This is a genomic window from Pseudomonas sp. 2995-3 (assembly GCF_002742565.1).
Taxonomy (GTDB): domain Bacteria; phylum Pseudomonadota; class Gammaproteobacteria; order Pseudomonadales; family Pseudomonadaceae; genus Aquipseudomonas; species Aquipseudomonas edaphica.
Genome location: NZ_LJSB01000187.1, coordinates 1 through 25,565 on the forward strand (window position 1 = coordinate 1; position 25,565 = coordinate 25,565).

Here is a 25,565-nt window from a genome sequence, read left to right on the forward strand (position 1 = left end):
ACGATGCATCGCCGATGGTAGTGTGGGGTTTCCCCATGTGAGAGTAGGTCATCGTCAAGATTAAATTCCGAAACCCCATTTGCGAAAGCAGATGGGGTTTTGTTTTGGGCGGTCGAAAACCCAAACCGGTCCAAAGCTGCCGACAAATTTGCACAGTTATTTCTGAACCAGACCATTAGAATAGGCACCTAACCTTTTTTAGAGTTCGAGCCCTATCTATGCCCGATCCGGTTGATACCGTCGAGGTGTCGCAGTTACCACTTGAGGATCTGGTGGCATGCCATGAGTGCGACTTGCTGATGCGCAAACCCGCACTCGCCCTCGGTGAAAAAGCCCAATGCCCACGTTGCGGTTACGAGCTTTACGCTCACCGCCACAACGTGGTTGAGCGAAGCCTCGCTTTGGTGCTGGCTGCACTGTTGCTGTACATCCCCGCGAACTTTTTACCCATCATGCAGCTCAATCTTCTCGGGCAGTCTTCGCAGGACACCGTATGGAGCGGCGTGGTAGGTCTGTTCGATACTGGCATGCAAGGTGTCGCAGCCGTGGTGTTCCTGTGCAGCATGGGCATTCCCCTGCTCAAGCTGCTCTGCCAATTGGCGGTGTTGCTCAGTATCCGTTGGAACATCGGCCGCAGTTATGGGCTGTTGCTTTACCGCATTTACCATCACCTGAAGGATTGGGGAATGTTGGAGGTTTACCTGATGGGCGTGCTGGTCGCGATCGTCAAGCTCGCGGACATGGCCTCCATCACCATTGGCCTGGGGCTTGTCTGCTTCGTCAGCCTATTAGTGGTTCAAGTACTGCTGGAGGTGGTGATGTCGCCCCACCAGATCTGGCAAGCGCTTTCAGGAGAGGATGATCATGCGGGCGATTGATGCGGGCATTCTGATTTGTACCGAATGCCACGAGCTGAACAAGCAAGAGGCGGATACCGATGAGCAGCTGTGCACCCGTTGCGGTGCGCTGATCCATGCGCGTCGCCCCAACAGCCTTGTGCGTACCTGGGCGTTGCTGATCACTGCAGCGATCCTGTATATCCCGGCCAATCTTTTGCCAATCATGACCATCAACTCTCTCGGCCAGGGTGATCCCAGTACGATCATGGCGGGCGTGATTCAGCTGGTGCAGCACGGAATGTTCCCCATCGCTGCGGTGGTGTTTATCGCCAGTATTCTGGTGCCGACGTTCAAGCTGGTGGGCATTGGCCTGTTGCTGTTCTCGGTGCAACGTCACCAACCGTTGTCCGCACAACAACGCATTATCATGTACCGCTTTATCGAATTCATTGGCCGCTGGTCCATGCTGGATATCTTCGTGATCGCCATCCTGGTGGCGGTTGTTAACTTTGGGCGACTTGCCAGTGTCGAGGCCAACCTTGGTGCTGCAGCGTTCGCCAGTGTGGTGATCTTGACGATGCTTGCCGCAGTAACTTTTGATCCCCGACTGATTTGGGATAACACGGAGTCGGACGACGACCATGAGTGATTTGCCTAAAGCTAAAACCCGCCCGGCCTCTAACTGGTCGGCCATTTGGGTGCTTCCCCTGATTGCGCTGATCATCGGCGGCTGGCTGGGATGGCGTGCCTATTCCCAACAGGGCATCGAGATCCAGGTGCGCTTTGAAAGTGGCGAGGGCATCCAGGTCAACAAAACCGAAGTGGTCTACAAAGGCATGACGGTGGGCAAGGTCAAAGCCTTGGCCCTGGATGACGAAGGCAGCAATCGCGGGGTGATCGCCACCATCGAGATGAACAAGGACGTCGAGCAATACCTCAAGACCAACACACGCTTCTGGCTGGTAAAGCCCAGCGTCAGCCTCGCCGGTATCACCGGCCTGGAAACCCTGGTCTCGGGTAACTACATTGCCGCCAGCCCTGGCGATGGCGAGCCCACGCGCAAATTCAAGGCGCTCTCCGAAGAGCCGCCGTTATCTGACGCCAAGCCTGGCCTGCACCTGACCCTTAAAGCCGATCGCCTCGGCTCACTGAACCGCGGCAGCCCGGTGTTCTACAAACAGATCCAGGTTGGCCAGGTCAAAAGCTACTTGCTGTCCGAGGACCAGAGCACCGTCGAGATCAAGGTCTACATCGAGCCGACTTACGCCAGCCTGGTGCGCAAACACACGCGTTTCTGGAACGCCAGCGGCATCAGCATCGACGCTAACCTGTCCGGCGTAAAAGTGCGTAGCGAATCGCTGTCCAGCATCGTCGCCGGCGGTATCGCGTTCGCCACCCCTGAAAATCGCAAGGACAGCCCGCCGACCGATCCGAGTCTGCCTTTCCGTCTTTATGAGGATTTCGACGCCGCCGCCGCCGGCATCAAGGTCAAGGTCAAGCTCACCGACTTCGAAGGCCTGCAGGCTGGGCGCACCCCGGTCATGTACAAGGGCATCCAGGTTGGTAGCCTGAAAACCCTGAAGATTGACCCGGACCTGTCCAGCGCCCATGCCGAGCTGACCCTCGACCCGCTCGCCGAAGATTACCTGGTGCAAGACACGCAGTTCTGGGTGGTCAAGCCGTCCATCTCCCTGGCCGGCATTACCGGTCTGGAGGCGTTGGTAAAAGGTAACTACATTGCCATCCGCCCCGGCGACAAAGGCAGCGCACCGCAACGTGAGTACGTCGCCCGCGCCAAGGCGCCCCCACTGGATCTGCGCTCCCCCGGCCTGCACATGGTGCTCTTCACCGACAACCTAGGCTCCCTGGATGTGGGCAGCCCGATTCTCTACAAACAGGTCAAGGTCGGTTCGGTGCAGAGCTACCAGTTCTCGCGCAAGAACAAGCAACTGGTGATCGGCGTCCACATCGATAAGGAATACGAAAACCTGGTCAACGGTTCAACGCGTTTCTGGAACGCCAGCGGCGTCACCTTGACTGGCGGCCTCACCGGCGGCATCCAGGTGAAGAGTGAATCCCTGGCCAGTCTGATGGCTGGCGGTATCGCCTTCGAAACCCCGGAACAGAATGTACCGTTGAAAAAACGTATCCCGCGTTTCCGCCTGTTTGCCGATCGCGACGCGGCCAACCAGCACGGGACCCTGGTGACCATCAAGGTTGATCGCGCCGACGGCCTGCGCCCCGGCACGCCCGTACGCTTCAAAGGCCTCGACGTGGGCAAGATCGAGAACGTCGACCTCAGCGCCGACATGCAGTCGGTACTGCTCAGCGCCCGGATCACCCAAGTGGCTGATCTTATTGCGCGCAGCGGCAGCCAGTTCTGGGTGGTCAAGCCTGAGCTGGGCCTGATGAAAACCGCGAACCTGGAGACCCTGGTCACCGGCCAATACATCGAAGTGCAGCCCGCCGTGAAAAACGCCGGGCCGCAAAAGAGCTTCGTCGCGTTGGACAAGCCACCAGAGGCTGTTCACCAGCAAGAAGGCCTGAGCCTGGTCCTCAGCGCCGCACGCCGTGGTTCGTTGAAGGAAGGCGTGCCCGTCACTTACCGTGAAGTCACTGTAGGCAAAGTCACCGGCTACGAATTGGGCCAGACCGCCGACCGGGTGCTGATCCACATTTTGATCGAACCTAAATACGCACCACTGGTGCGCAGTGGCAGCCGCTTCTGGAATAGCAGTGGGTTTGGTTTGGACTTCGGCTTATTCAAGGGGGCGACGGTGCGCACGGAATCTCTGGAGACGTTGGTGGCCGGTGGTATCGCCTTTGCCACGCCGGATGGCGAGCGCATGGGCAATGCAGCGCGACCGCAGCAGACGTTCCCGTTGTTTGATAAGTTTGAGGATGAGTGGCTGACCTGGGCGCCTAAGATTCCATTGGGCAAATAGGCCGAGGCGCGGCCATCGCGGGCAAGCCCGGCTCCCACATGGGAATGCATATCTCCTGTGGGAGCCGGGCCTGCCCGCGATGAGGCCCTCAACATCACTGCAAAACCCCAGCCCATAAAAAAGGCCGCGATCCATACAGATCGCGGCCTTTTTACATTTCAGCGCAGTGGCTTAAACCTCATCCAACTCCGGCTCATCCGCCTGCACATTCACCGTCGCCTTCACCACATCATGACGACGGATGTACTTCCAGTCCGCCTCATCAATGTAGATACCATTCGGCCCGCTGCCGCCTTCCAGGTCGATCGCCACTTGGGCGGACACCTGCGGCTTCACACTGGCCAAAATCGGCACAAAGCCCAGCTGCAAACTGGTTTCCAGCAACGCCGCCTGGTTCTTCTCATCGATGTCCGCTGCCTCATCGAGGTAGTACGGTAAACGCACGCGCCCGGCCTGGTCACGGTCCATCAAGTGCAGCAACAAGTACATGTTGGTCAGCGCCTTGATGGTCATGGTGGTGCCGTTGGACGCCGCGCCGTCGATGTCGGTGTGAATCACCGGCTGGCCATGCACCTTGGTGATTTCAAATGCCAGCTCGAACAAGTCCTTGAGGCCCAACTGGTTATGGTTGGCGGCCACAAGACGGGCCAGGTATTCCTTGGCCTCTTCGTTCTTGTTGTCCTGTTCGGCGCTCTGGCTCAGGTCGAACACCGACAGGGTTTCGCCTTCTTCATACTGACCGGCACTGTGGATGATCTGGTCGATATGCTTGAGGGCTTCCTTGTTCGGTGCAAGCACGATACGGAAGCTTTGCAGGTTGGACACCTGACGCTTGTTGATCTCGCGGTTAAACAAGGCCAACTGGTGCTCAAGGCTGTCGTAGTCGCTGCGGATATTGCGCAAGGTCCGCGCAATATCGGTGACGGCTGCACGGCGCGCCTTGCCTAGGGTCAGGGCTTCATCGGTGCGGTGCGCATAAGCGTTGATCAGCAATTGCAGACGACGCTCTACGTCATCCTCGCTGTCGAACTTGGCCACGCCCTTGAGGCGCACCTGTGCATACAGCGCCTCAATCTGGCCATCAGCGCGCAGCAAACCTTGCCAGCTGTCCTGATAGTCATTGAGCAATGGCAACAGGTTGTCCATCGAGTCGTCGACCGGGTCCATGAACGGTGTGCCGAACGGCAAGTCGGCCGGCAACAACTGACGGCGGCGCAGGGCGTCATCCAGCGTGCGTTGCTTGGCTTCCATATCGCCGATCTGACGGCCGACCAGTTGCAGCTTGGCCGACAACTGCTGGACACGCTCGGTGAAGGCATCACTGGAGCGCTTCAACTCATCTTGCGCGGCTTCCATCTGCGCCAGGTTTTCGAGCTTCTCGCCTTCTTCCGCGCTCAGGGTTTGCGCGCGACGGAAGTCTTCCAGCGCCTTCTGCGCATCCAGCACTTGCTGGTACAGGGCTTCGGTCTGGGTCTTGCTCGCCGCACGGTCAGAGGCTACGGCCTGCTGCGTCTTGAGCTGCTTGAGTTCTTTTTCCAGGCGCTCTTTCTGGTCGCGCAATGCCGCGCGATCGGCCAGCGCCTGCAATGCCGGTGGTTCGATATTGGAGATGTCGATCGACAGCCCCGGCACTTCAAATTTTTCACCCTTGAAGCCATCAAGGATCTGCTCCAGGGATTTAACCCACTGGCCATCCTCATCCAGCGTGATGCCATGCTCGCCCAGCGGCAAACTGAACAACGAACTGTTGAACAGGCGCATCAGACGCTCGACGTCCTGTTGTGAGAATTCTTCACGCAGTTTGGCGTAACTGTTGTTGTCGGCATGGTCGAGCTGTTGCTTGACCGACTTCAGGCGTTTCTCCAGGTCACGCAAGCGCTCATCCAGGTCCTCAGCGCTGAACTGACGGGATTGCGCCAGGGCGCCCGCCAATTCATCGTGGGCATCCTTGGCCGCCAACAGTTGCTGCTCCAGCACCTTGACGTCATCCACCAGCGCAAAGCGATGCTTAAGCACCGACAGCTCGCCCAACCAACGCTGGATGCCACTGATCTCGCGCTCCAGGCGCATCAGCTCCTGGGTACCGCCACGCTGATCGTTTTGCAGCGCGTCCTGCTCGTTACGGTAGTGCTCGGCCTGGATGGTCAGCTCTTCCTTGCGCGCACTGGCGTAGTCTGACCAGGTGCCGAGCAACGAATCCAGCAAGGGCGACAGGCGATGCAATTTGCCGCGCAATACATCGCGCAAGCGCACGCCATTGGCGAGCGCTTCAACCAACGGCCCGGCAGCCACCAGCGAGTTGTAGTCCTGCTCCATGCGCCTTACATCACGGAAGGCTTCTTCGCACGCAGCGATGTAGTCCACGCTGCCGGAACGCAGGCTGTGTTCGAACGCATCCAGGAACAATTGCTTGAGCTTGGCCGCGGTGATTTCGCGCATGTGCAGCAGGTTGATAAACAGCGCGCGGAAGGTCTTCAGGCTCTGTTCGCTGGTGGAACGCAGCGGAATCAGGGTCAGGTCCAGTGGGATTGACGTGTGGCCACCGACCAGCAAACGGCGCAGTTCATCCGGTTTGAGTTCGTAGGCTTTAAGGCCTTCGCGCTCAAGGTTGGTGAACAGCTCTTTTTGACGCAGGCAGGTGTCGTTCTTCTGGTAGTGGGCCAAGTCCAGCTTGCCGGCATAGGCAAAGAACTGGTGACCGAAACCACCGCCCGGGCCGCGCCCGACCACGCCGATTACGTGCGGGCCGTGGGGCAGCGAGACTTCCACGAGGATGTAGCTGGTGTCGGTGGCAAAGTAGAAGCGCCGCGATTGTTCCAGGGTGTACTTGCCGAAACTCATGTCCGACATACGCGCCAGGATCGGGAACTGCAAGGCGTTGATCGACGCAGATTTACCCAGGTTATTCGCGCCGTACACCGACAACGGTTCCTCCAGCGGGAACAAGCCCAGGCTGTAACCCGCGGTGTTCAATAGGGCGAAGCGGCGGATGCCGTAACGTTCCTTACTCATGCGTCGGTCTCCTGTTCTTCGGCAATGGCGCGGGCCAGGGCGTCTTCTTCGCTTTCTTCTGCGAAGTCGCTGAGGTCCAGCGGGTCATCGGTTTTCAGCAGTTTTTCATCGCTGTCTTCGTCGATGATTACCGGCGCCGGCAATGGCAACACACTGTGCACGCTGGCGGCCAGGTCACGGTCCTGCTGCACGGACAGGCACACATCAAGGAAGCGGTGCATCGGCGGCAGGAAGCGATAGATGCCGTTGTCTTCGCTGGCAAAACCCAGTTGGGTCATGCGGCGCATGATCTTTTCTTCGAGCTCTTCCTGGGTCTGCACTTCGGCCTGGATAAACAGGTCGCGGTACTTTTCCAGCAACGACGGCAACTCATCGCGGCCCAGGCTGCCGCCATCGAGCACGGCGACCGGGTCGCGGCCCTGGTCGGCCAGGTGCTCGACGATGATGAAGGTGAACAGCGCCAGACGTTGCGCGGTCTTGTTGACCTGCGCCGCAGCCACGGCAGTGTCCGGCACGAAGTAATAGAAACCGCGTGTGTCACACACCAGCTCAAAGCCCAGGGCCTTGAACAGTGTGCGGTACTGGTCCTGGAAGTTCGACAGTTGTGCGTACAGCTCCGGGTCGCGGCGGCTGACGTGGTAACCCTTGAACAGCTCGCGAAAGATCGGTGCCAGCTGGGACAGTTCGGATAGATCAAGATGCATAAGGCGTGCTCGCAGAATTCTCGGTGGCATCGGTGCCAGCCGGGAGCAGGGCGAATGAGCGCAGGCTGACCTGGTGCTCGTGTGTGTGGTAGTCGCGGCGTTCCAGGCGTTCGCGCTTGAAGCGTTTTTCCCGCGAGAGCCGTGAGAACCAGTACAGCAATTCATCGGTGGCGCCGTCCGGTTCCTGCTCCAGCAGCCAGGTCATCAGGTCCGGCATCGGTAGCGCGTCTTCGCAGCGCTCGAGCATTTCCTTGACCGTGCGCGGCGCACGCTGGGCTTCGCCCTTGTGGGATTTGTGCGCCTTGGGGAAACGCGCCGGTTTCGGCTCGAAATTGGCCAGGGCATACACGTACGCTTCGACCTGGCTGGCACTGCCCAGGAAGGTACTTTGAGGCCGGGTAAACATCGGCATCGCCGCTTGCGGCACCGCGTCCAGGCCTTTACGGCGAATGGCCGACAAGGCCAGCGCCGCGCCACGGGTCACGGCGTTGTGGCGGCGCGCTTCTTCGCGCAGCGGTAGCAGCAGTTCGCGGGCATGGCGCAAGGTGAGCTGGGCGCTGGTTTGCATTTCGAGGATGCGCGCGTGAGTACGCAGCAGCATATCGTCGTCGACCAGATGGCCGAGGCGTTGCTGCTCGGTGAGCATGCGCAGCAGCACATTCTCGACCTTGCGCACGCCTTGCTCGAAGGCGCCGTCGGCGTTCACCAGTTGGATCATGGGTTCGACGTATTCGTCCCAGGTCGCGAGTACCTCGGCGTAACGCTGGCGCAACGGGATTTGCCGGTCGCTGGTCTTGGCGCGGTCGGCCACGGCCGCCAGGGCTTGTTCGTCGTTGGCGAGTTTTTTCAGCACGTCCCGCACACGCATATCCAGCAAGCGCAGTTGGCGGGCCAGGTCGTGGCCATCACGGATGTCAAAGGCGTCCTGGATGTAGCCGGCCAGACGCTCAAGGTGGCGCAGGTAGGCTTCGATTTCCAGGCACAGGCCAAGCCGGTGCTCCTTGCGAAGATAGGCGAGGAAGTCGTGGATCTGTGCATTGAGCTCGAAACGGTTCGGGCTCTTGGCGACAGGCACCAGGATATCCAGGCGAATCCACACGTCCAACAGGCTGGTGATGTCCTGTGGCGTGCTGTCCAGTTGTTGGGCCGCCAGTTGTGCGCGCAGCTCGCCCAGGCTCAAGGTGCCTTGGTCGAAGTGTTCGCACAGTGGCTCAAGCAAGGCCCAGTGTTCGGCGAGGGCGCGCAAGACGCGCTTGGGTTCGATCATCGGAATGGCCGGCTGGTTGGCGAATAAAAGTCGCGATTGTACTGCATCAGGCGCGGGATTTATCCACAGCCGGTCAGTGCGCAGTGGGCGATTGTTACCGAACAGCGGTAGAATCCCCGCTCTTTAGTTATCCACAAGTGGCCGAGCTGTGCTTATCGAGTCCCGACGTCGCGCTTACTTGACTGCCATGCAGGTGGTCAACTGGCTGCCCCGCACCGAACTGCCGTTTGCCGCCCCATCGCGGCCCGAGCTGCTGCAGGCGCTTGAGCCTTATGAGGCGTTCGAGGTGTCGGGCGAGGAGGCTGCTGCGCCGGTGGCGGTGGTCAAACCCACGCCAGAGGCTCGCCCCGCTGTCGAACGCGTGAAAGTTGAAGTGCCGCGCCCGTCACCCGTGGCCAAGCCCGTGGCGGCCGAAACGCCAGCGCCGGTGGCCAAGGCTGCAGTGGTGCCACCGCCACGTTTCGCCCTGCAATTACTGCGGGCCGGGCGTTGCCTGCTGTTGGTGGAACTGCCCACCGGCGAACGTTTTCAGACCCGCGACCCGGCCTACATGCTGCTAAAAGACATGCTGCGCGCCGCCGGCCTGCCCGACAGCCCGCAAATCGTCGGCGACCCCGTGCGCTGGCCGCTGCTGGTGCGCGGCAACATGGACCAGGGCCCGGACGCTGCACGGGATTTTGTCCAAGGTTTTGTCTCGGCGCGCCTGGAAGACGAACCCTGCGTGTGCCTGTGGCTGATCGGCCTGCCCGCCGTGCGTTTTGCCGGTGAGGCGAATGCCGAAGCCTGGTATCGCGAGCTGCAGGTCGAAGGCCTGGGCTCGGTATGGGCCTTGCCGGGCCTGGAATTATTAATGGAAGAGCCACAGCGTAAGGCTGATGTCTGGCAAGCCATGCGCCGGCTGATGGCGCGCTGGAAAAGTACCGATGAGTGAAGCTTTATCGTTCCGCCCGATGACCGAGGCGGACCTCGACGCCGTACTGAAGATTGAATACGCGGCGTTCAGCCATCCCTGGACCCGTGGGATTTTTCTTGATGGGCTGGGCAAGTACCAGATCTGGCTGATGTTTGAAGGTGAGCAGCAGGTGGGCCACGGTGTGGTGCAGATCATCCTCGATGAAGCGCACTTGCTGAATATCACCGTCAAACCGGAAAACCAGGGCCGTGGCCTGGGGTTGGCGCTGCTGGAACACCTGATGTCGCGCGCTTATGCCGCCAGTGCGCGGGAGTGCTTCCTGGAAGTGCGCGACAGCAATACTGGCGCGTTTCGCTTGTATGAGCGCTACGGCTTCAACGAAATCGGCCGTCGCCGGGATTACTACCCGGCCGTGGGTGGGCGCGAGGATGCCGTCGTAATGGCTTGTACGCTGGTCGACTAAGACATAAACCCGATGTACAAGCCGGCCCCTGTGGGAGCTGGCTTGCCTGCGATAGCATCACCTCGGTCTGGCTGAAACACCGAGGCGCCTGCATCGCGGGCAAGCCCGGCTCCCACAGGGGAAGTATTCACAGGCTCAACTGCGTTGTGTCAGCGGTTACCGTCTATCGGGTCAATATCCGCCAGCTCGGCCTCATCCAGGCCATTGCCACCGCCAATCTGGTCCTCATCCACAATGCTCAGGTCCCAGTCGGCGGGTTCATCTTCTCCCGCCTCGCGAGCATCCCGGGCGCCATCCTCATGGATCAGCGTTTCCGGGCTCATGTCATCATCCGTGGGCTCATGATCATCGGTCGAAGCTCCAGTCATGCCGGCTTCACGTACCCGTTCGTCGGGCATCAGCTGTTCGCGCTCACGGCGCGGCAGCTCATCACCAATTTCTGCGGTCGGCTCTTGCTCGTCAAAATCCAGCTCGCGCATCTCACCCATGCGGTCTTCGTTGTCATCAATCGGTTCGGGCTGTGTAGCGCCGTAGGGACGTCGTGATTCAGTCATGGCCAATCCTCATACTGTGGGGCTTATAGTGTGTGGACAGGCACGGCGCCCCAAAGATTCAAGCTAATTGCGCCCGGGCGTGACCCGGACGAGCGGTTGTCTGTCACAAAGCTGCGCATCATTCCTGAGGCTTTCCCTGATGAACGAACTACAAGACCTGCTTGATAACAACGAACGCTGGGCGGATGCGATCAAACAGGAAGATCCCGAATTCTTCGCCAAGCTCGCCCGCCAGCAAACCCCGGAATACCTGTGGATCGGCTGCTCCGACGCCCGTGTACCGGCCAACGAAATCGTCGGCATGCTGCCCGGCGACCTGTTTGTGCACCGCAACGTGGCCAACGTGGTGCTGCACACCGACCTCAATTGCCTGTCGGTGATCCAGTACGCGGTGGACGTGCTCAAGGTCAAACACATCCTCGTCACCGGCCACTACGGCTGCGGCGGCGTGCGCGCTTCGATGCAGGACCGCCAGTTCGGCCTGATCGACGGCTGGCTGCGCACTATTCGCGACCTTTATTACGAAAACCGCGAGGTGCTGGCCCAACTGTCCACCGAGGAGGAGCGGGTGGACCGCATGTGCGAGCTGAACGTGATTCAGCAAGTCGCCAACGTCGGCCACACCAGCATTGTGCAAAACGCCTGGCACCGCGGGCAGAGCCTGTCGATTCACGGCTGCATCTACGGCATCAAGGATGGCCGCTGGAAGAGCTTGAACACCACCATCAGTGGCTTCGAGCAACTGCCGCCGCAATATCGCCTGCGCCCACTGGGCGAAGCCTAAGGCCGTTTGCGCAGGCGCCAGTGGGTCATGAACGCCTGGCCTTCGGCGCTCAATGGCTCCTTGGCGCCGGTGATCCAGCCCCGGCAGTTCAGCTCGCCGCATTGGCAAGCGAACTGCCGGAACAGCGCATCTTCGGTGGTGGCGTAATCCATCGTCAGCAAGGTGCCGGCCGCAATGGGTTGCACGGTCCAGACTTCCAGGTACGTGGCATCGAAAAACACGTTCGGATTGCAGGAGTGCAACATCAGGCGGCTGAACCACGGGTCATAGAGGTGGATGCGTGACGAGAGCTGCAAGGTGTGGGCACGTCGTTCGCTCAACGCATAGCCGGACACTCTGGCAATGCGCACGCGGCTGTCAAAGGCGACGCATGCTTTGAGCGCGGCGCCAATGCCATTGGCATCGTGTACGACCTGGAAGTGTTCACTCGAAGGGTAACCCTGTTCAACGAGCACCGTTTTGAAGGGGTAAAGGCAGTCACTCACAGCAGTTTTAGCCTTATCCATGGCTTGAGTTTTCATAACTCTCCTGGGCTAGGCTGCATCGACCTGCGATGGGGTCTGACTTCCAGTCTTGCAGCGGATGGGTGCCGTTCAAGACTCGCTGAAGTTGTAGGCGATTTCTACTGTCAGATCTGACAGTAGAAACCGGTTATATTTTGTACGATTTACAGCGCAGGGGCAGTAACAGCAGGGATTGGGGCGGCGTCTTTCAGCTGTTTCAACTGCGCCTTGATGGGCGGGGTGGCGCATTTGGCGTTGGCTTGCTCCGGGGTCAGGTTGCGCACCGAGGTGTAGAACAGCTCACAGGTCTGCTCCTTGCGCGTGACTTGCCAGGTGTTCATGCACGCCTTGAGCAACACATTCGGGTCACTGGCGGGTTTCTGGCCCATGCCGGCTTGCCAGCAGGCGGCGCTCAAGTCTTGCCCCATCACTTTCAAACCAGCCTCATCGGCTTTTTGTTCATTGCCGTCATAGCTGGCCGGATCCGCCGCATACCAGATGTAGCTCGGGTGGTTGGAGCCCAGTACCGACACGGTTTTACCGGCAACCGGGCTGATCTGCGCCAGCCCCAGCACGGCGACGGTTTGGCCGTACTGTTGTTTGATCCAGTTACGCACCGGTGCGCCGAATGCCACCATCGGCAATGAGCCGTTGGCGTGCAGGCTCAGCTCCTTGACCATGCGCGTCTGGTAGTCGGCAAAGTAGCTGTAGACGTTTTCCAGGTCCTTGCCCGCATTGGACGGCGCGGCGATCGGCGCAATATCGATGATGGTCTGGTAGGCCGGTGTTTCCGTGGCCGGGATGCCATTGTCCGTGAGCAAAGTGGCCCAGCGGTCAGTGGTAGCCGATTCCAGGTAATCCTGGGCCTGGGTCAGCGAGTAGTCGGGCGGGAAGTGCAGCAGTTCGATGCTCTTGCGGTTTTCCAGGGCCATGCCCAGCGGCAGGAACAAGTACCAGTTGTAGGCCCACTTGCCGTCGCTGTTAAGTTTGCTGGCGCCCTGGTAGGCCAGGTCGGCGGTGTTGAGCAGCGTGGTCAGGGGCTGGCCATAGTGCTCGGGCACGCCGCTGAAGGTAGCTGAAACCTGGCCGTCGTGGGTTTTCACACTGACCTTGGCACGGCTGTACCCATCGCGTTGCAAGCTCTGGTTCAAATAGTGCTCGGCGGTCTGCTCCAGCGTCCATGGCCGAAAGCAGATTACGTTGCAGTTATTGGGGAACGCGAACAGTTGGGTGACGCGTTGCGTGCTGCCCAGTGGTACTTCGATGTCGGCCTGTACGACCGCACTGGCCAGCAGTGCGGCCAGTGTGAAGGACAGCCTGGTCGGTTTAAACATAGTTGGTTCCTTGTCAGCGAAAGCCCGTCTGCGCGGGGTGAAAGCCCACTTGCACACAGTAGCGGTTGACCAGGAAAACCGCGTGCTAAATCGCCAGGCATGTCGCTATTGGATAAGAAAACCTACCGGTTGAACTGCAAGGCGTTGCTCAAATCGCCCATGGGCTTCTGGCCGCGGGCGATCATCGCGTCATCGCGCTGCTTGAGGCCGTCCAGTGTCTCCAACTGGAACACGCGGGTGATCAAACGCAGGATCGACGCGGTGTCGTAAACCGTATGGTCCACCGTGCCTTTGCGTGCAAACGGCGACACCACCAACGCCGGAACCCGCGTGCCCGGGCCCCAGCGATCGCCTTTGGGCGGTGCCACGTGGTCCCACCAGCCGCCGTTTTCATCGACAGTGACCACCACCACCATGTTTTTCCACTGCGGGCTTTCTTGCAGCACTTTCAAGGCGCGGGCGATATGACGGTCGCCCGAGGCCACATCGGCGTAGCCGGCGTGCATGTTCAGGTTGCCCTGGGGCTTATAGAACGTCACGGCGGGCAGCTTGCCGGCCTGGGCATCGGCGAAGAACTTGTTGGTGCCGGAATCATCGCCCAAACCGCCGTCACGCAAGCGTTTGTCGCGCTCAGCACGGTTTTGCGGGCCTTGTTGCTTGAAGTAGTTGAACGGCTGGTGGTGGTACTGGAAGTTCGGAATCTTCGGGATACCGCCCGAGTCCTTGAACTGGTCCAGCGTCGCTTGCCAGGCCCCGGCGTACCAGGCCCAATCGACGTTCTTTTTCGACAGTTTGTCGCCAATGTGTTCGTGGGTTTGCGGCACCAGCACGTTGGGCAGATCGGGCTTGGAATAGTCCGGGTTTTGCGGGTCGCGGATCCAGGTCGGCCAGTATGGCGGTGCCAGGGTGTTCACGCCGTAACCGTCCGGCGTCAAGGCGCTGGGGCCGAACTGCGGCGGGCCGGTCATGGCGCTGGCCGGGGACTTGTCCAGCGGCTTGAGGCGCGGGTCGGTGGGGTCATCGCTTTGCAGCGTGGCTATTTGCGCCTTGGCCACCGATTGTGCGGCATTCGGATAAAACGGCGCGGTGGCGCTGATCAGGTACTGGTGGTTGAGGAACGAGCCACCGAAAGCGCCCTGGAAGAAGTTGTCGCACAGCACAAACTCCTTGGCCACGTCCCACAAGCGCAGGGAATATCGACTCTGGGCGTAGTACCCCATCACCAGGCCACCGGAATCGGCCCAGGCGACAAAGTTGTCGTTCTTGCCGCCGTTGATCTGCATCTGGTTCTGGTAGAACACATGCCACAAATCACGAGTGACCAGGCTCAAAGGCAGGTCCTCGGCATTCGGGCCTTTGAGGGCGAATGGCGCGTTGGGCAGGTTTTCCTGGAATTGCACTTCGCTGGGGTAAGTCACCCCGTCCACACTTTGCGGGCCGACTTGCAACACGCCGCCCCAGGCCGGTGGCAGGGTGCTAAGCAGGCTGCCATCACGGTCACGTTGCTGCACGTCGGCTGCGGAGAGCGCCGACAGTGGTTTCTCCACGCCAGGGAAGTCTGCGAACAGGTTATTGAAACTGCGGTTCTCGGCGTAGATCACCACGACTGTCTTCACCTGCTCGTGCAAGGCCTTGTCCAGCTCTTGCGGTGTAAGCGGCCGCACCTCTGGCTTGCCCGCAGGCTCGCTGGTATTGCCGCAAGCACTCAAGGTCGCACCAACCCCCAGCACCGCCGCGCCCCCGAGGAAACGCCGACGGCTGGTGTCCACGGGCGGTTGGGTTACGGAATCGGGAGAAGGGCGGTCTTCGTGCTCGTCACTCATTGCTGGGCGTTCCTGCTGGCTGATTGTTGCAAGATATTTCGCAGGACGGTAGCAATGCAATGTGACGGAACGAAGACAGCGGTTAGAAAGCTAAAGGGTGGTCACAGCAAGTGCAGTGCCAGTTGGCTGCCCGCGCGCAAGTACTCCACTTGAGCCGTCAGCGCATCCTTGACGATTGCCTCACCCGTGTCGGTCAGCTTGGCTTTTTTTGCATCGATGACCGTGGTTTGCAAAAGCTGCATGGCCACGTCCATCACTTTTTGGAAGGCTGTGACGTTATTGTGCAGGCCAAACTCATTGACGACGGCAGCCATACGCCGATCGGCATCGTCTCGCAGAGCCGTGTACTCGACGAACGACACGTGGTCGTCCTTGTAAATATCATTGATCAACTCTTCCAGTGATTTGGACAGGGGCGTCATCGGATTTTCCTTGGTGTTTGTGGGTGGTAATCCAAGGCAGGTTAATCAAAGGCGCGAGGGAGGGAAGTCAGAGGCTGTCACTGCAATAAGTGGGAAAGCCCGATACATCTGGCCAGGGAATTAGCAATGCAATGTGACGCAATGACGAGGTTGATGTAAGAAATCGGGCATGTATACACACACCCTGGCACTGCTAAACTGCGTCAATAATGGATGCCACCGAGGTGAACCGTGAAACCTTCAATCGCCCTTGATCTAAAACGGGCCGCCGTCAGAGAGGTGGTGGGGCGTTTCCGTATCTCAAATCCAAGGGTGTTTGGGTCTGTCTTGCTGGGTACCGATCAAGAAGGTAGCGACCTTGATCTGCTGGTAGATGCTCCGCCGGGGACCACGCTTTTTGATCTTGGTGGATTGCAGGTAGAGCTGGAGGATCTGCTCGGGGTCAATGTGGACCTGCTGACGCCTGGCGATTTACCACTGAAGTTTCGCGCAAAAGTGTTGGCTGAGGCACGCCCGGTATGACAGTAAATCGCCTCGGGGACTATTTGGATCACATAAGGCAAGCCACCGCTGATGCGATCACATTTGTTGACGGCTGAACAAAGAAGAGTTTCTGGAAGACAGACGTACTCAACAAGCAGTTGTCATGAGTCTGATCATCATTGGTGAGGCATCAACAAAAATCATGGATCAGCATCCAGATTTCGCTGCGAGTCACCCGCAGATCCCTTGGCGTAGCATGCGCGGGATGCGCAACCGGATTGCCCACGGTTATTTCGATATCAACCTCGATGTGGTTTGGGACACGATCCAGGAGGCGTTGCCTGATCTATTGCATCGCCTTCCTGTGGTTCCAGCCTGACTGCGCCTGTGCAACAAGCGCAGTCAGGGTCGTTTAAGGCATCACCGGCGGCAAATACTTCAACGTCGTCCCCAGCGCCCACAACAGAAACAACACCAGCGGCGTGTGCACCAGCAACTGCACAAATGAAAACCCGATCAGATCCCGTGCCTTCAGCCCCAGCACGCCCAGCAGCGGCAGCATATAAAACGGGTTGATCAAGTTCGGCAGTGCCTCAGCCGCGTTATAGATCTGCACCGCCCAGCCCAGGTGGTATTGCAGGTCATTGGCCACTTGCATCACGTAAGGCGCTTCAATAATCCACTTGCCACCGCCCGACGGGATAAAGAAGCCCAGCACCGCCGAGTACACGCCCATCAACAGCGCGTAAGTGTCGTGGGAGGCGATGGAGGTGAAGAACAACGAGATATGGTGCGCCAGGGTCTGGCCGTCACCGCCTTTCACCACGGTCATCAACGCGGCGATCGAGCCATACAGCGGGAACTGGATCAACACGCCCGTGGTGGTCGGCACGGCACGCGCCACCGCATCCAGGAAGCTGCGCGGGCGCCAGTGCAGCAGCGCGCCGACCATGATGAACAGGAAGTTATAGGTGTTCAGCCCCGAAATCGCACTGATCGCAGGTTTGGTCGAGAACTCATGGAACAACCAGCCAGCCGCCAGCAAGGCCAGCAGGATGGTCAGCAGCGGGCTGTGTTCCAGCCATTCGCCCGGACGCGTCGGCGGTTGTGGTTTAGGCATATTGAAGGCCGGGTCGACACCACAGGCCTTGGCATCACGCGCACTATTGGGGCCGGGTGCGGTGGCATAGGCGATGATCAGCGACACCACGATCAGCGCCAGTAACAACACGCCCGATTGCCACAGGAAGATGGTCTCGGTGAACGGGATCATCCCGGTAATCGACAGGATCGACGGCGGCAAGCTGGCCGGGTTGGCCTGCAACTGCGCCGCCGACGACGACAGCCCCAGTGCCCACACTGCGCCCAAACCCAAATAAGCCGCAGCCCCGGCGGCGCGGTAATCCATGCGCAAATCCGTGCGACGGGCCAGGGCGCGTACCAGCAAACCGCCAAACACCAGGGACAAGCCCCAGTTGAGCAAAGAGGCGACCATGGAAATCAACGCGACCCACGCCACGGCCGAGCGGCCATTCTTGGGGACACGTGCCAGACGGTCGATCAGCTTTACGGCGGGAGGCGAACTGGCCACCACATACCCGCCGATCACCACAAAGGCCATCTGCATGGTGAACGGGATCAGGCTCCAGAACCCGTCGCCAAAGGCCTTGGCGGCTTCGGTCGGCGCGGCACCCATGCCCAGGGTCGCCACGGCAACAATGATCACCGCCAGTGCGGCAAACACCCAGGAATCCGGAAACCAGCGTTCGGCGAAGTTGGAACAGCGCAGGGCAAATCGGGCATAGCGGCTTTCTTCGATAGCATCGGCCACGAGTCTTTCCTCTTGTATTTATTATGGGTGTTGGCAGTTTTACGGCATGTTCCGCTACGGGCATTGATATGGGAATGCAGTTATCTTCATCGATCCATGAGGAAAACAAATATATCTGTCGCGATTGCCATCACTGGGCGCAGCTCATAACCTGCACGCCATTTTGTTTGTCTGCCGAGCCTTTACATGACTGCCACCTTTTCCCCACAGGCGCAGCGTTTTTCCCGCTCCGACTACAAAACCCTGGGCCTGGCCGCCCTCGGCGGCGCCCTGGAAATCTACGACTTCATTATCTTCGTGTTCTTTGCGCTGACCCTCAGCCAATTGTTCTTCCCGCCGGAAATGCCCGAATGGCTGCGCCTGCTGCAAAGCTTCGGCATCTTCGTCACCGGTTACCTGGCGCGCCCGCTGGGCGGCATTCTGATGGCGCACTTCGCCGATCACCTGGGGCGCAAACGCGTGTTCAGCCTGAGCATCCTGATGATGGCCTTGCCGTGCCTGCTGATCGGGATCATGCCCACCTACGCGCAAATCGGTTATTTCGCCCCGCTGATTCTGTTGGCCCTGCGCGTGCTGCAAGGCGCCGCAGTGGGCGGCGAAGTGCCGAGTGCCTGGACCTTCGTCGCCGAACACGCACCGCGCCACCACCGAGGCTACGCGCTGGGCTTCCTGCAAGCGGGGCTGACCTTCGGCTACCTGCTCGGCGCACTCACGGCCACCTTGCTGGCGCAAATCTTCACCCCCGCCGAAATCCTCGACTACGCCTGGCGCTTCCCGTTCCTGCTCGGCGGCGTGTTCGGTGTGATCGGCGTGTGGCTGCGCCGCTGGCTCAGCGAAACCCCGGTGTTCCTCGAAATGCAGGCTCGCCGCCAGGCCGCCGCTGAAATGCCGTTGCGCACGGTGTTGCGCGACCATCGCGCGGTGTTGCTGCCGGCGATGATTCTCACCTGTGTCCTGACCTCGGCAGTCGTGGTGTTGGTGGTCATCACGCCCACCATGATGCAAAAAACCTTTGGCATGAGCCCCAGCCATACCTTCGCCCTAAGTGCGCTGGGCATCGTCTTCCTGAATATCGGCTGCGTGCTTGCCGGTTTGCTGGTCGACCGCATCGGCGCCTGGCGCGCAGTGCTGGTCTACAGCCTGTTGCTGCCGGTGGGCATTGCGGTGCTGTATGCCAGCCTGATCAGTGGCGGCGTGTGGCTGGGCGCGGCGTATGCCGTGGCGGGCTTGAGTTGCGGCGTGGTGGGCGCGGTGCCGTCGGTGATGGTCGGCCTGTTCCCCGCGCAGGTGCGGGTGTCGGGGATTTCGTTTACCTACAACATTGCCTATGCGTTGTGGGCGAGTACAACGCCACTGTTGCTGATCGCGTTGATGCCGACCAGCCCGTGGATTTGCGTGGGGTATTGCGTGGTGATGGGCGCGGTGGGCGTGGCGAGTGTGGCGCTGTTTGGCAAGCGCCACACCTTGGGCAATTAACTAATTTGATGAGTGGATATCGAGAAAGTCTCTTCTAGTCAGGTGTGACTGAAAGAGGTAACCGACGAATATTATATTAAACGTGGTTTTAAGTTACGGGATGTGAGGGCTTTCAGCTTCTACTGCTGCCCATATAGGGGTTGTCTCTGCCTGGAAAAATTCGATGTCGAATCCAAATAGCTGGTTTTTTGCTCTCATCATCGTCATTTGGTTTTCCTTGCTTTCGGCGTCCCCGTAGATGCTGATAAACACCTTTTCCACTTGACTATGTTTTATTTCTTCGAAAATGTGGCTGTCATTATCTGCTATAGAGTGGCCATATATAAAAAGCGTGTCCCGCAAACTTCTAAGTTTGCGAAAGCAATAGTTTAGGTATGGGTTGTGCTCTATCCGAGCACGTTTTTTCTCATAGGTGGGCTCAGCTACGAATAGAGGGAATTTTCCATTCTCCAAGTTGTTTCTGACTTGATCGATTATCGGCACGCCGTCCTCAGTACATTTGTGTTTTTTTACCCCGGACACTGTGTCATAGAGGTGTAGTCCGCCATGCAGAAAGTGGACCTGTTGACCGCTCCCGTTTCCTCGCCATTGCAATGGATATCCACCGAACCCATCATTGGTTGAATAGTACTCCGGAGGTAAGTTGTTTTTGTTTCTTGCCCAGTAAAGCAGTAAATCATAGTTTAAGGTGAATATCTGAGTGAACTGAGAAAGGAAAGTTCGTGCGCTTATATACTGTTCGTCGGTAACGTTATTGGGTAGCGGCGGGTGAGTGTTGGAGATTGCACTGATAAGTGCGGATTTTAATACTTCTTGGTCTTGTTTTACTTTTGCAATAAGTTGTGGGTCTGCGTCGTAAATTTCAAGGACGAGCTGTGTGGAAACTAGCCTCTTCATGACCTTTTCAAAGTCGTAGGTGTTGAGTCTTTTGAAGAGTTCCTTAATGGGAGTTGAGCGGTCTCCAAAGTCAGCAGCTTGAAGCAGGTACTTGTAGTTGAAAATGGTGTGATCCCACGCTTGGGAGAACCCATTAGCCAGTAGAATCGAGGGTTTTTGGCCCTGCGGAATCGATATTATCGCGTCGTTATAGGTAATCACCGTCACGCTCCTTGTGAGTAATATTCAAAACGGTATATTGAGTGATGACTTTATGCCACTGCTGGCCATTCAAAGCAAGGTTGGTAATTGTTTGAAACGCAATGAAATCGTTCTCGTATGCACAATATCGAGAACGATTTCAGTAGGGGATTACGTAAGAAAGTGCCAGAGCAGCAGCGTACCGACCAGCCCGACCACCGAAACAATCGTCTGCAACACCGACCACACCCAAATCGTCTGCTTCAGCTGCAAACCAAAATACTCACGCACCATCCAGAACCCAGCGTCGTTGACGTGGCAAAAGAACACCGAGCCCGCGCCAATCGCCAGTGCAACCAAGGAACTCTGGGTCGCGGCCAGCCCGGCCATCATCGGCGCGAGGATGCCCGCCGTAGTGGTGGTAGCAACTGTCGCCGAGCCGGTAGCCTGGCGCAGGGCCACGGCGATCAGCCAGGCCAGCAGCAGATACGGCATGTGCGCGCCTTCGGCGACCTTGCTGATGGTCTGGCTGACGCCGGCGTCCAGCAGGGTTTGCTTGAGGCCGCCGCCGGCGCCGATGGTCAGTAGTAACACGGCGATGGGCGCGAGGGCTTTGCGCAGGGTGTTGCCGACTTCGGCACGCGGCATGCCGGCGGCCCAGCCCAGGCAGATGACGGCAGCGATCACGGCCAGGCCGAGGGCAATCAGCGGTTCACCGAGGAACTTCAAGGTCAGGCCGACGGTGCTTTCGGGTGGCAACGCGACTTTGGCCAAGGTGCTGCCGAGCATTAAAATCACCGGTAACAAAATGATCAGCAGCGACACACCGAAGCTCGGCTGGCGCGGCGCCTTGGGCGGTGCGCTGAACAGCGCGCCGATGTCGGCCGGCTCATCCACGTGCAGGCGCTTGGACAGCCAGTTGCCATAGAGCGGGCCAGCGAGAATCACTGCCGGCACCGCCAGGCAGAAGCCCAGCAGCATGGTCAGGCCCAGGTCGGCGTGCAACGCGCCCACCGCAATCAACGGCCCCGGATGCGGTGGCATCAGGGCGTGCAGGGTGGTCATGCCCGCCAGCGCCGGGATGGCGATTTTCAGCAGTGGCTGGTTCGAACGCTTGGCCATCACGAAGATGATCGGCACCATCATCACCAGGCCGACTTCGAAGAACAGCGGCAACCCAATCACCATGGCCACCAGCGCCATCACCCACGGCAGTGACTTGCCTTTGCCCAACCCAAGCAAGGTGGTGGCGATGCGGTCGGCCGCGCCGGATTCGGCCATCAGCGCGCCGAGCATCGAGCCCAGGGCGATGATGATCCCGGCTTCACCGAGGATCGCCCCGGCGCCTTTGCTGAAGGCTTTGGCGACTTCTTCCGGCGGCAGCCCGGCGCCCACACCGGCGATGAACGTACCGATCAGGATCGACAGGAACGGCGGCAGTTTGGTGGCGCTGATCAACACAATGATGCTGGCGATGGCCAGCAGAACACAAAACATGAGGCGGGGGTCGTGAACCATCCACGCGGCAGTCGATAACTCCAAAACGGGACTCCTTATCGAACAGGTTGGCTAATTTGTTTCTTTTTGTTTCCTGCTCGAAAAGCATACCTGATAGAAATGCCGCAGCGCATGCATGGGCGATTTTGGTGCGCTCAATCTAACGATGAGCTGACGGGCGAGTGACAAGTTTGCAAGGTATGCGCGGGAATTTGGCCTATAGCTCTATGATCAACGGACTACACACCACGAGGACATGCCATGAGCGCAGGACACAGCCACGCCCAAGTACGCGCCGGCCACGAACGCAAGTTATGGATGGCCCTGGGGCTGACCGGCAGCTTCATGATTGCCGAGGTTATTGGCGCTTTTGTCACCGGCAGCCTGGCGTTGTTGTCCGACGCCGCGCACATGATGACCGACGCCCTGGCCCTGGCGATTTCCCTGGTGGCCATTCAGGTCGCCAAGCGTGCGGCCGACCGCAAGCGCACTTTTGGTTATGCGCGTTTCGAAATCCTGGCGGCGGCCTTTAATGCGCTGCTGCTGTTCGCCGTGGCGTTTTACATCCTTTACGAGGCTTATCAACGACTGCAGGCGCCAGCCGAAATCCAGTCCACCGGCATGCTGGTGATTGCGGTGCTGGGGCTGATCGTCAACCTGATCTCCATGCGCCTGCTCAGTGCTGCCAGCGGTGAAAGCCTGAATGTGAAGGGCGCTTACCTGGAAGTCTGGAGCGACATGCTCGGTTCTATCGGCGTGATCATCGCGGCGGTGGTCATCATGTTTACCGGCTGGGGCTGGGTCGACTCCGTGGTGGCGGCGGCGATTGGTTTCTGGGTGTTGCCACGCACCTGGACGCTGCTCAAGGAAAGCATGAACGTACTGCTGCAAGGCGTGCCGGACGGCATGGATATCGATCAGGTTGAGCAGGCCATTCGCAGCGTGCCTGGAGTCAAGGACGTACACGACCTGCATATCTGGGCGCTGACCAGCGGCAAGAATGTGCTCAGCACGCATTTGGTCGCGGATCCGTCCCAAGGCACTGAGCAACAAATCCTCACAAGGGTGACGGAATTGCTGCACGAACAGTTCGATATTTCCCACGTCACCTTGCAGGTCGAAGGCGAAGGTTTTCATCACGACGACCCCGACGAGGTGCACGCTTGAGGCTGTGCCTTTCGGATTTGTAATCTTTGCTCCACCGCTCTGATAAGTCGCGAAAGCTACATTGCCCCCGCTGGTAAACCTCAGCGAATTCATGGGCGTGGAACTCTCGTTATGGCACTTTCGTTTAGAACATTTTTGGGGGGCGCAGCGTTGTGGGTAGCGGCGAACGCTGCCCAGGCGCAAACCCTGACTCTTGATTCAGCCCTGCAAACCGCCTTCGCCAACAACCCCGACCTGGCCGCCGCGCAATGGGAAATCGACATTGCCCAAGGCGGCCGCCAGCAGGCGGGCTTGATCCCCAACCCAGTGGCTTCCTGGGATGCCGAAGACACCCGCCGCAACTCGCGCACCACCACCATCAAACTCAGCCAGACCTTGGAGCTGGGCGGCAAACGCGGTGCGCGCATTGATGTGGCAACACGCGCTCAGGATGCCGCCGCGTTGACCCTTGAGCAGCGGCGCAATGGCCTGCGCGCCGATGTGATCGACAGCTACTACGGCGCCCTGCGTGCCCAGGAGCGCCTCGACCTGGCGCAACGCTCAATGGCCTTGGCCGAGCGCGGCCTGGTGGTCGCCAATGGCCGCGTCAAAGCCGGCAAATCGTCGCCGGTAGAAGCCACTCGCGCCCAGGTGCAGTTGTCGGAGATCCGCCTGGAACTCAACCGCGCACAGATCGGCCTCACGGATGCCTACCGCCGCCTCGCCGCCAGCACCGGCAGCGCCAACCCTGACTTCCAGGCGGTCGCCACGCAAAGCCAATCCGCACCACCGTTGCCGCCCTCCGCACCCTTGCTGGCGCGCCTGGAGCAAACCACTGAGTTGCGCCTGGCCGAACTGCACATCCAGCAAAGCGAAGCCAGCGTAGGGCTGGAAAAAGCCCAGCGGATTCCAGACCTCGATGTGTCGATTGGCAGCCAGTACGACGCCAGCGTGCGTGAACGTGTGAACGTGGTGGGTGTGTCCATGCCGATCCCGTTGTTCAACCGTAACCAGGGCAATGTGCTTGCCGCCAGCCGCCGCGCCGACCAGGCCCGCGACCTGCGTAACGCTGTCGAACTGCGCCTGCGCACCGAGACCCGCCAGGCCCTGGACCTGTGGCAAACCGCCGATACCGAAGTGCGCGCCTTCAACCAACAGATCCTGCCCGCCGCCCAAAGCGCGGTGGACAGCGCCACCCGTGGCTTCGAGATGGGCAAGTTCAACTTCCTCGACGTGCTCGACGCCCAGCGCACCTTGATCGCCGCACGCACCCAATACCTCACGGCGACCGCCCAGGCCACCGATGCCTGGGTGCGCATCGAACGAATTTACGGCGACCTCGCCCGGTTTTGATTTCTTCTGGAGTCCTTTATGAAACATACACATGGCGTGGCGCTCGCTGTCGCCCTGGGCCTGATGCTTTCTGGTTTTGCCGCCGCCGATGAAGAAGAAGGCGCGCTTGAACTCACTGAACAGCAGATCCAGGCCGCCGGTATCCAACTCGCCCAGGCGCAACCGCGCTCGATCAGTACAGTGCTGACGCTGCCGGGGGAAGTGCGTTTCGACGAGGACCGTACCTCGCACATCGTCCCGCGTGCGGCCGGTGTGGTGGAGGCGGTGAAGGTCAACCTTGGCCAGTCGGTGAAGAAAGGCGAGCTGTTGGCGGTCATCTCCAGCCAGCAGATTTCCGACCAGCGCAGCGAGCTGGCGGCCAGCGAGCGCCGGGTCGAATTGGCGCGAACTACGTTCCAACGCGAGCGCCAATTGTGGAAGGACGAAATCTCCGCCGAACAGGATTACCTGCTGGCGCGTCAGACCTTGCAAGAGGCCGAAATCGCCCTGAACAATGCGCGCCAGAAGATGACTGCCCTCAGCGGCAGCGCGGTCCTGGTCGGTGGCAATCGTTATGAACTGCGTGCGCCGTTCGCCGGCGTAGTGGTGGAAAAACACCTCGGCGTCGGCGAGGTGGTCGGCGAGACCAGCAACGCCTTCACGCTCTCGGACCTGTCCCAGGTGTGGATCACCTTCGGTGTGTTTCCCAAGGATTTGAACAAGGTCCGGGTCGGCAAACCGGTGAAGGTCACCTCCACGGAAATGGGCACGCAGGTGCAGGGCACCGTGGCCTATGTGGGCAACCTGCTTGGCGAGCAGACGCGTACCGCCACCGTGCGCGTGACCGTGCCCAACCCCGATGACGCCTGGCGCCCGGGCCTGTTTGTGACGGTGCAATTGGCCACCGATACCTACCAGGCCAAGGTCACCGTGCCAGAAACCGCGATCCAGACCGTCGAGGACAAACCCTCAGTGTTTGTGCGCACTGCGCAAGGCTTTATCACCCGTCACCTCGAACTCGGTGTGAGCGAAAACGGCTACGTCGAAGTGCGCCAGGGCCTTGAGGCCGGGGCGCAGGTGGCCACTGTCGGCAGCTTCATCCTCAAGTCCGAACTGGGTAAAGGCTCGGCCGAGCACGCCCATTGATCCTGCGAGTGATT

The 25,565-nt window shown here is 59.5% G+C and carries 22 protein-coding genes and 1 pseudogene; 12 read left to right on the forward strand and 11 right to left on the reverse strand.

Annotated features, from left to right (window positions below):
- Positions 1-218: 218 nt before the first annotated feature.
- The 3 genes from AOA62_RS16490 to AOA62_RS16500 are packed head-to-tail and all read left to right on the forward strand — an operon-like array spanning position 219 to position 3,784.
- Entirely contained in the window at positions 219-878 is a 660-nt protein-coding gene (locus AOA62_RS16490; RefSeq protein WP_017134540.1) for a paraquat-inducible protein A, read from the forward strand.
- On the forward strand, positions 865-1,488 hold the full coding sequence (locus AOA62_RS16495) for a paraquat-inducible protein A (RefSeq protein WP_017134539.1): 624 nt from the start codon (positions 865-867) through the stop codon (positions 1,486-1,488). The genes AOA62_RS16490 and AOA62_RS16495 overlap by 14 nt, the downstream gene beginning before the upstream one ends.
- Positions 1,481-3,784, forward strand: coding sequence for a PqiB family protein (locus AOA62_RS16500; RefSeq protein ID WP_099549194.1), 2,304 nt, complete (start codon positions 1,481-1,483; stop codon positions 3,782-3,784). The genes AOA62_RS16495 and AOA62_RS16500 overlap by 8 nt, the downstream gene beginning before the upstream one ends.
- A 171-nt stretch (positions 3,785-3,955) precedes the next feature.
- On the opposite strand, the gene mksF is transcribed toward AOA62_RS16500, so the two are convergent.
- The 3 genes from mksF to mksB are packed head-to-tail and all read right to left on the reverse strand — an operon-like array spanning position 3,956 to position 8,767.
- A complete protein-coding gene (mksF, locus tag AOA62_RS16505) occupies positions 3,956-6,796 on the reverse strand; it encodes an Mks condensin complex protein MksF (protein WP_017134537.1) in 2,841 nt (946 codons plus the stop codon).
- Positions 6,793-7,500, reverse strand: a complete 708-nt coding sequence (gene mksE, locus AOA62_RS16510) for an Mks condensin complex protein MksE (RefSeq protein WP_017134536.1) — start codon at positions 7,498-7,500, stop codon at positions 6,793-6,795. Before mksE ends, mksF begins: the two co-directional genes overlap by 4 nt.
- Positions 7,490-8,767: an Mks condensin complex protein MksB gene (gene mksB / locus AOA62_RS16515; protein ID WP_017134535.1), complete on the reverse strand. Its 1,278-nt coding sequence runs from the start codon at positions 8,765-8,767 to the stop codon at positions 7,490-7,492. The genes mksE and mksB overlap by 11 nt, the downstream gene beginning before the upstream one ends.
- Before the next feature lie 187 nt (positions 8,768-8,954).
- On the opposite strand from mksB, the gene AOA62_RS16520 reads away from it, so the two are divergent.
- Positions 8,955-9,698: a hypothetical protein gene (locus AOA62_RS16520; protein WP_026013484.1), complete on the forward strand. Its 744-nt coding sequence runs from the start codon at positions 8,955-8,957 to the stop codon at positions 9,696-9,698.
- Entirely contained in the window at positions 9,691-10,143 is a 453-nt protein-coding gene (rimI, locus tag AOA62_RS16525) for a ribosomal protein S18-alanine N-acetyltransferase (protein ID WP_005784514.1), read from the forward strand. The genes AOA62_RS16520 and rimI overlap by 8 nt, the downstream gene beginning before the upstream one ends.
- Positions 10,144-10,292: 149 nt before the next feature.
- Here the strand turns inward: rimI and AOA62_RS16535 are convergent, their stop codons facing one another.
- Positions 10,293-10,697: a serine kinase/phosphatase gene (locus AOA62_RS16535; RefSeq protein ID WP_099549195.1), complete on the reverse strand. Its 405-nt coding sequence runs from the start codon at positions 10,695-10,697 to the stop codon at positions 10,293-10,295.
- A gap of 139 nt (positions 10,698-10,836) precedes the next feature.
- On the opposite strand from AOA62_RS16535, the gene can reads away from it, so the two are divergent.
- Positions 10,837-11,481 carry a carbonate dehydratase gene (gene can, locus AOA62_RS16540; protein WP_099549196.1) on the forward strand — a complete coding sequence of 215 codons (645 nt, stop codon included), beginning with the start codon at positions 10,837-10,839 and terminating at the stop codon, positions 11,479-11,481.
- Here the strand turns inward: can and AOA62_RS16545 are convergent.
- From AOA62_RS16545 to AOA62_RS16560, 4 genes are all read right to left on the reverse strand, one after another.
- Positions 11,478-12,002 (reverse strand): SET domain-containing protein-lysine N-methyltransferase, encoded by a 525-nt coding sequence (locus tag AOA62_RS16545; RefSeq protein WP_099549197.1) that lies wholly within the window; start codon positions 12,000-12,002, stop codon positions 11,478-11,480. The genes can and AOA62_RS16545 overlap by 4 nt on opposite strands.
- A gap of 146 nt (positions 12,003-12,148) precedes the next feature.
- On the reverse strand, positions 12,149-13,318 hold the full coding sequence (locus AOA62_RS16550; RefSeq protein ID WP_099549198.1) for a hypothetical protein: 1,170 nt from the start codon (positions 13,316-13,318) through the stop codon (positions 12,149-12,151).
- Between the two features lie 122 nt (positions 13,319-13,440).
- A complete protein-coding gene (gene acpA, locus AOA62_RS16555) occupies positions 13,441-15,141 on the reverse strand; it encodes an acid phosphatase (RefSeq protein ID WP_099549199.1) in 1,701 nt (566 codons plus the stop codon).
- A 101-nt stretch (positions 15,142-15,242) separates the two neighbouring features.
- A complete protein-coding gene (locus AOA62_RS16560; protein WP_017134528.1) occupies positions 15,243-15,563 on the reverse strand; it encodes a hypothetical protein in 321 nt (106 codons plus the stop codon).
- Positions 15,564-15,794: 231 nt separating this feature from the next.
- On the opposite strand from AOA62_RS16560, the gene AOA62_RS16565 reads away from it, so the two are divergent.
- Positions 15,795-16,085, forward strand: a complete 291-nt coding sequence (locus AOA62_RS16565; RefSeq protein ID WP_017134527.1) for a nucleotidyltransferase family protein — start codon at positions 15,795-15,797, stop codon at positions 16,083-16,085.
- Positions 16,082-16,425 (forward strand): annotated as a pseudogene (locus tag AOA62_RS16570) (DUF86 domain-containing protein). Before AOA62_RS16565 ends, AOA62_RS16570 begins: the two are co-directional and overlap by 4 nt.
- A 33-nt stretch (positions 16,426-16,458) precedes the next feature.
- On the opposite strand, the gene AOA62_RS16575 reads toward AOA62_RS16570, so the two are convergent.
- The gene (locus AOA62_RS16575; protein WP_099549200.1) at positions 16,459-17,877 is read right to left on the reverse strand and encodes a short-chain fatty acid transporter; all 1,419 of its coding nucleotides are present in this window, start codon (positions 17,875-17,877) and stop codon (positions 16,459-16,461) included.
- A gap of 186 nt (positions 17,878-18,063) precedes the next feature.
- Between AOA62_RS16575 and AOA62_RS16580 the strand changes: the two genes are divergently transcribed.
- Entirely contained in the window at positions 18,064-19,353 is a 1,290-nt protein-coding gene (locus tag AOA62_RS16580; RefSeq protein WP_099549201.1) for an MFS transporter, read from the forward strand.
- 93 nt (positions 19,354-19,446) lie between these two features.
- Here the strand turns inward: AOA62_RS16580 and AOA62_RS16585 are convergent, their stop codons facing one another.
- Together AOA62_RS16585 and AOA62_RS16590 are read right to left on the reverse strand one after the other, a co-directional pair.
- A complete protein-coding gene (locus AOA62_RS16585) occupies positions 19,447-20,451 on the reverse strand; it encodes a DUF4917 family protein (RefSeq protein ID WP_017134524.1) in 1,005 nt (334 codons plus the stop codon).
- Positions 20,452-20,601: 150 nt separating this feature from the next.
- Positions 20,602-21,972 carry a gluconate:H+ symporter gene (locus AOA62_RS16590; RefSeq protein WP_099549202.1) on the reverse strand — a complete coding sequence of 457 codons (1,371 nt, stop codon included), beginning with the start codon at positions 21,970-21,972 and terminating at the stop codon, positions 20,602-20,604.
- Between the two features lie 216 nt (positions 21,973-22,188).
- On the opposite strand from AOA62_RS16590, the gene AOA62_RS16595 reads away from it, so the two are divergent.
- The 3 genes from AOA62_RS16595 to AOA62_RS16605 all read left to right on the forward strand — a co-directional run bounded on the left by AOA62_RS16595 (position 22,189) and on the right by AOA62_RS16605 (position 25,551).
- Positions 22,189-23,094 (forward strand): cation diffusion facilitator family transporter, encoded by a 906-nt coding sequence (locus AOA62_RS16595; protein WP_017134522.1) that lies wholly within the window; start codon positions 22,189-22,191, stop codon positions 23,092-23,094.
- A 111-nt stretch (positions 23,095-23,205) separates the two neighbouring features.
- Positions 23,206-24,426 carry a TolC family protein gene (locus AOA62_RS16600; protein WP_099549203.1) on the forward strand — a complete coding sequence of 407 codons (1,221 nt, stop codon included), beginning with the start codon at positions 23,206-23,208 and terminating at the stop codon, positions 24,424-24,426.
- Positions 24,427-24,444: 18 nt separating this feature from the next.
- Entirely contained in the window at positions 24,445-25,551 is a 1,107-nt protein-coding gene (locus tag AOA62_RS16605) for an efflux RND transporter periplasmic adaptor subunit (protein WP_099549204.1), read from the forward strand.
- Positions 25,552-25,565 lie beyond the last annotated feature (14 nt).

Coding starts and splice junctions, on each gene's coding strand:
- rimI (WP_005784514.1), top strand. CDS start 9,691: ATGAGTGAAGCTTTATCGTTCCGCCCGATGACCGAGGCGGACCTCGAC.
- AOA62_RS16600 (WP_099549203.1), top strand. CDS start 23,206: ATGGCACTTTCGTTTAGAACATTTTTGGGGGGCGCAGCGTTGTGGGTA.
- AOA62_RS16535 (WP_099549195.1), bottom strand. CDS start 10,697: ATGACTGAATCACGACGTCCCTACGGCGCTACACAGCCCGAACCGATT.
- mksB (WP_017134535.1), bottom strand. CDS start 8,767: ATGATCGAACCCAAGCGCGTCTTGCGCGCCCTCGCCGAACACTGGGCC.
- AOA62_RS16550 (WP_099549198.1), bottom strand. CDS start 13,318: ATGTTTAAACCGACCAGGCTGTCCTTCACACTGGCCGCACTGCTGGCC.
- AOA62_RS16560 (WP_017134528.1), bottom strand. CDS start 15,563: ATGACGCCCCTGTCCAAATCACTGGAAGAGTTGATCAATGATATTTAC.
- mksF (WP_017134537.1), bottom strand. CDS start 6,796: ATGAGTAAGGAACGTTACGGCATCCGCCGCTTCGCCCTATTGAACACC.
- AOA62_RS16490 (WP_017134540.1), top strand. CDS start 219: ATGCCCGATCCGGTTGATACCGTCGAGGTGTCGCAGTTACCACTTGAG.
- acpA (WP_099549199.1), bottom strand. CDS start 15,141: ATGAGTGACGAGCACGAAGACCGCCCTTCTCCCGATTCCGTAACCCAA.
- AOA62_RS16580 (WP_099549201.1), top strand. CDS start 18,064: ATGACTGCCACCTTTTCCCCACAGGCGCAGCGTTTTTCCCGCTCCGAC.
- AOA62_RS16595 (WP_017134522.1), top strand. CDS start 22,189: ATGAGCGCAGGACACAGCCACGCCCAAGTACGCGCCGGCCACGAACGC.
- AOA62_RS16605 (WP_099549204.1), top strand. CDS start 24,445: ATGAAACATACACATGGCGTGGCGCTCGCTGTCGCCCTGGGCCTGATG.
- AOA62_RS16495 (WP_017134539.1), top strand. CDS start 865: ATGCGGGCGATTGATGCGGGCATTCTGATTTGTACCGAATGCCACGAG.
- mksE (WP_017134536.1), bottom strand. CDS start 7,500: ATGCATCTTGATCTATCCGAACTGTCCCAGCTGGCACCGATCTTTCGC.
- can (WP_099549196.1), top strand. CDS start 10,837: ATGAACGAACTACAAGACCTGCTTGATAACAACGAACGCTGGGCGGAT.
- AOA62_RS16520 (WP_026013484.1), top strand. CDS start 8,955: ATGCAGGTGGTCAACTGGCTGCCCCGCACCGAACTGCCGTTTGCCGCC.
- AOA62_RS16500 (WP_099549194.1), top strand. CDS start 1,481: ATGAGTGATTTGCCTAAAGCTAAAACCCGCCCGGCCTCTAACTGGTCG.
- AOA62_RS16545 (WP_099549197.1), bottom strand. CDS start 12,002: ATGAAAACTCAAGCCATGGATAAGGCTAAAACTGCTGTGAGTGACTGC.